Here is a 3,066-nt window from a genome sequence, read left to right on the forward strand (position 1 = left end):
AAGCTGCACGCACGGTGTGGAGCCGGGGAAAAGTTGGAGATCATATCAAAGACTTACCTATGGCTATCCGGCAGCAAGAGTCAGGGCATGAAGCAGCTCATGGCTGGCGGCGGCGTTGCGCTGGTCGGCATTACCCTGATTCCCCTGCTGAGCGGTCTGTTTGGCTAAGAACAGTGGGCGGCTTTTGCCGCCCGGTACATACTATAATAGGGAAAGCCATAGTAACGATCTCACATACAGAAGGTGAAGCAGATGAGCGAGATTTTATTGTATCATGGCAGTAAAGAAGAAGTTGTCTATCCCGAAATCCGCATCACACGGTATACAAAAGACTTTTCTTGGGGATTCTACTGCACGAACAACTATCAGCAAGCCTACCGCTGGGCAGACCGCCGTTCTGCCGATGGCCTTGTGAACGTCTATCGCTATGTAGAAAATCCCGACCTGAAGATCCTGCGCTTCCCGGAAATGTCAGATGAATGGCTGGACTTTATTGCAAAATGCCGTGCAGGTGAAACCCATCCCTACGATATTGTTGAGGGACCCATGGCAGACGACACCATTTGGGATTACGTCAACGGATTTACGTCCGGGCAGATCAGCCGTGAAGCATTTTGGGCATTGGCGAAATTCAAGCATCCAACACACCAGATCAGCTTTCACACCGTAAACGCTTTGCACTGCCTGACCTTTGAGAGGAGTGAACCCATCCATGACCGAAAAGCAGAAAAATGATGTTCTCTATGTTTGCAGCCTGATCGAGACCATTGCCCGCAAGACCAAAAATCATCGGCAGGATGTGATCCGACACTTCACAAAAGCCGACATCGAACGGCAGCTCCGTCTGGCAGAAGTAAACCATTGCCTGTCCTTTGAGCAGGTTTCGGATGAAATGATCGAAGATCTCAACATCCCGGATGGGGATTTTGATACCGCCGCAGAGTGCCGCTATACGGTTCCTTCTGCAACCTCCATCGGAATGCTGTATCAGGGGCTAGTGCTGTCCACCATGAAGGATGAGGATGCTGCACAGGCAATTCTGGATGTTTTTTCGTCGTTTATCACGGATGAGATCTCCGATTTCAATTCCAACGTGTACTACACCAATCCTGATTATCTCCGCTGCTCCTATCTGGAGGGCAAGATGCTTGCATAACTGAATCATTGTCCTATGCCGATTGCCGAAAAGCAGTCGGCATTTTTTGTTTTCAGCGGCTTCTGAGTCGATTATTCCATACGGCGGCTTGAGCAGCAACGGAAAGCCCTCTGCGGTTTGCTTGTTTATTGAATGTCCGTGCTCCAAGCTGTGTTTTTTATCCACCCATCAGCGAAAGGCGGTGCTATTATGCAGTTTTTGACCCACATTATTTTTCTCTTGAATCTGCTCAAGACCCTCATCAACCACTTCAGCTAAGGACGGTGACTGCTGAATGGAAACCGTTCTCAAGGCCATTGCCGACTGGATCAAAGGCATCCTGACGGCAGGCATTATGTCAAACCTTTCCGGCTTGTTCGACGATGTGAACACGCAGGTCGGCAATATCGCCCAGCAGGTGGGCACCAAGCCCTCCAGCTTTGAACCGCGCGTTTTCGCAATGATCGAAGCCCTCTCCCGGAATGTGGTGCTGCCCATTGCGGGCATCATTCTGACCTTCATCGCCTGTTATGAACTAATTGAGATGATCACCCAGCACAACAGCATGGCGCAGTTCGAGCCTGCCCTCATCATGCGCTGGATTTTTAAGACCGCTGTTTCGGTATGGCTCATCAGTAACACCTTCGATATTGTGATGGCGGTGTTCGACATCACCCAGAAGGTAGTGTCCGATTCCAGCGGCATCATCGCCGGAAACACCCGTGTCAACGACATTGGTTTGTCCATGCTGCAATCCAGCCTGATGCAGATGGATGTAGGACCCCTGTTCGGGCTTTTCCTGCAAAGTTTCTTCATCGGCATCACTATGCGGATATTGAGCATCATTATTTTTGTCATCGTGTACGGAAGAATGATTGAGATCTATTGCATGGTGAGCCTTGCACCCATCCCGATGGCGACCTTCGGCAACCACGAGCAATCGCACATGGGGCAGAACTACCTGAAATGCCTGTTCGCATTGGGCTTTCAAGGCTTTCTCATCCTCATCTGCGTGGCAATTTACGCCGTGCTGATCCAGAGCGTGGCGATTTCCGGGGATGCCATCAACTCCATTTGGAGCATTGTCGGCTACACCGTTCTGCTCTGTTTCAGCCTGTTCAAGACCAGCTCTGTGACGAAATCCGTTCTCGGAGCGCACTAAAGGAGGTGTTCACTTGGCTGCGTATATTTCCGTTCCCCGTGATTTGACCAAGGTCAAATCCAAAGTGGCGTTCAACCTGACCAAACGGCAGCTTGTCTGCTTTGGCACAGCGGCTCTCATTGGAGTGCCGCTGTTTTTTGTTCTCCGGGATTCTGGCGGCAACACCGCTGCCACCCTCGGTATGATGGCGGTGATGCTGCCGGCGTTCTTCCTTGGGATGTACGAGAAAAACGGTCAGCCCATGGAAAAGCTGCTGTCGTACTATGTGCAGTCCCGGTTTGTCCGCCCGAAGATCCGCCCCTACAAGACCAACAACTACTATGCGATTTTGATGAAGGGAGGCGCAACCTATGATTCCGTTTTGGAAAAAGACCGGTAAGGACGGCAAGAAAAAAACGCAGAAACCCGCCGTGCCCCGGACCGCCCAGCAGTCCATCCCCATGCAGCGGATGTTTGAGGATGGCACCTGCCGGGTGAAAGCAAACTACTACACCCGCACCATCCAGTATCAGGACATCAATTATCAGTTGGCGCAGCAGGAGGACAAGACCGCCATTTTTGAGGAATGGTGCAGTTTTCTGAACTTCTTTGATTCCAGCATCAAATTTGAGCTGTCCTTCGTGAACATGGCAACCGACAGCACCGAGTTTGAGAAAAGCATCCGTATCCCGTACCAGCGAGATGGTTTCGATGATGTTCGTGCTGAGTACAGCCAGATGCTGCGGCAGCAGCTTGCCAAGGGCAATAATGGTCTGACCAAGACCAAATT

The 3,066-nt window shown here is 51.0% G+C and carries 4 protein-coding genes and 2 pseudogenes; all 6 read left to right on the plus strand.

What is annotated here, in order from left to right; translation table 11 throughout:
- Positions 1 to 69: 69 nt before the first annotated feature.
- Positions 70 to 168: pseudogene (locus tag C4N23_RS13540) on the plus strand (Maff2 family mobile element protein); the annotation flags it as partial.
- An 84-nt stretch (positions 169 to 252) separates the two neighbouring features.
- Positions 253 to 735: a DUF3990 domain-containing protein gene (locus C4N23_RS13545; protein WP_005943070.1), complete on the plus strand. Its 483-nt coding sequence runs from the start codon at positions 253 to 255 to the stop codon at positions 733 to 735.
- Positions 713 to 1,156 carry a hypothetical protein gene (locus C4N23_RS13550; RefSeq protein WP_112146653.1) on the plus strand — a complete coding sequence of 148 codons (444 nt, stop codon included), beginning with the start codon at positions 713 to 715 and terminating at the stop codon, positions 1,154 to 1,156. The genes C4N23_RS13545 and C4N23_RS13550 overlap by 23 nt, the downstream gene beginning before the upstream one ends.
- Positions 1,157 to 1,430: 274 nt before the next feature.
- Positions 1,431 to 2,297 carry a VirB6/TrbL-like conjugal transfer protein, CD1112 family gene (locus C4N23_RS13555; RefSeq protein ID WP_112146655.1) on the plus strand — a complete coding sequence of 289 codons (867 nt, stop codon included), beginning with the start codon at positions 1,431 to 1,433 and terminating at the stop codon, positions 2,295 to 2,297.
- 13 nt (positions 2,298 to 2,310) lie between these two features.
- Positions 2,311 to 2,676: a PrgI family protein gene (locus tag C4N23_RS13560; protein WP_112146658.1), complete on the plus strand. Its 366-nt coding sequence runs from the start codon at positions 2,311 to 2,313 to the stop codon at positions 2,674 to 2,676.
- Positions 2,648 to 3,066, plus strand: a pseudogene (locus C4N23_RS13565) (VirB4-like conjugal transfer ATPase, CD1110 family); the annotation flags it as partial. The gene C4N23_RS13560 and the pseudogene C4N23_RS13565, both read left to right, overlap by 29 nt.

This window comes from Faecalibacterium hattorii (assembly GCF_003287455.1).
Classification (GTDB): domain Bacteria; phylum Bacillota; class Clostridia; order Oscillospirales; family Ruminococcaceae; genus Faecalibacterium; species Faecalibacterium hattorii.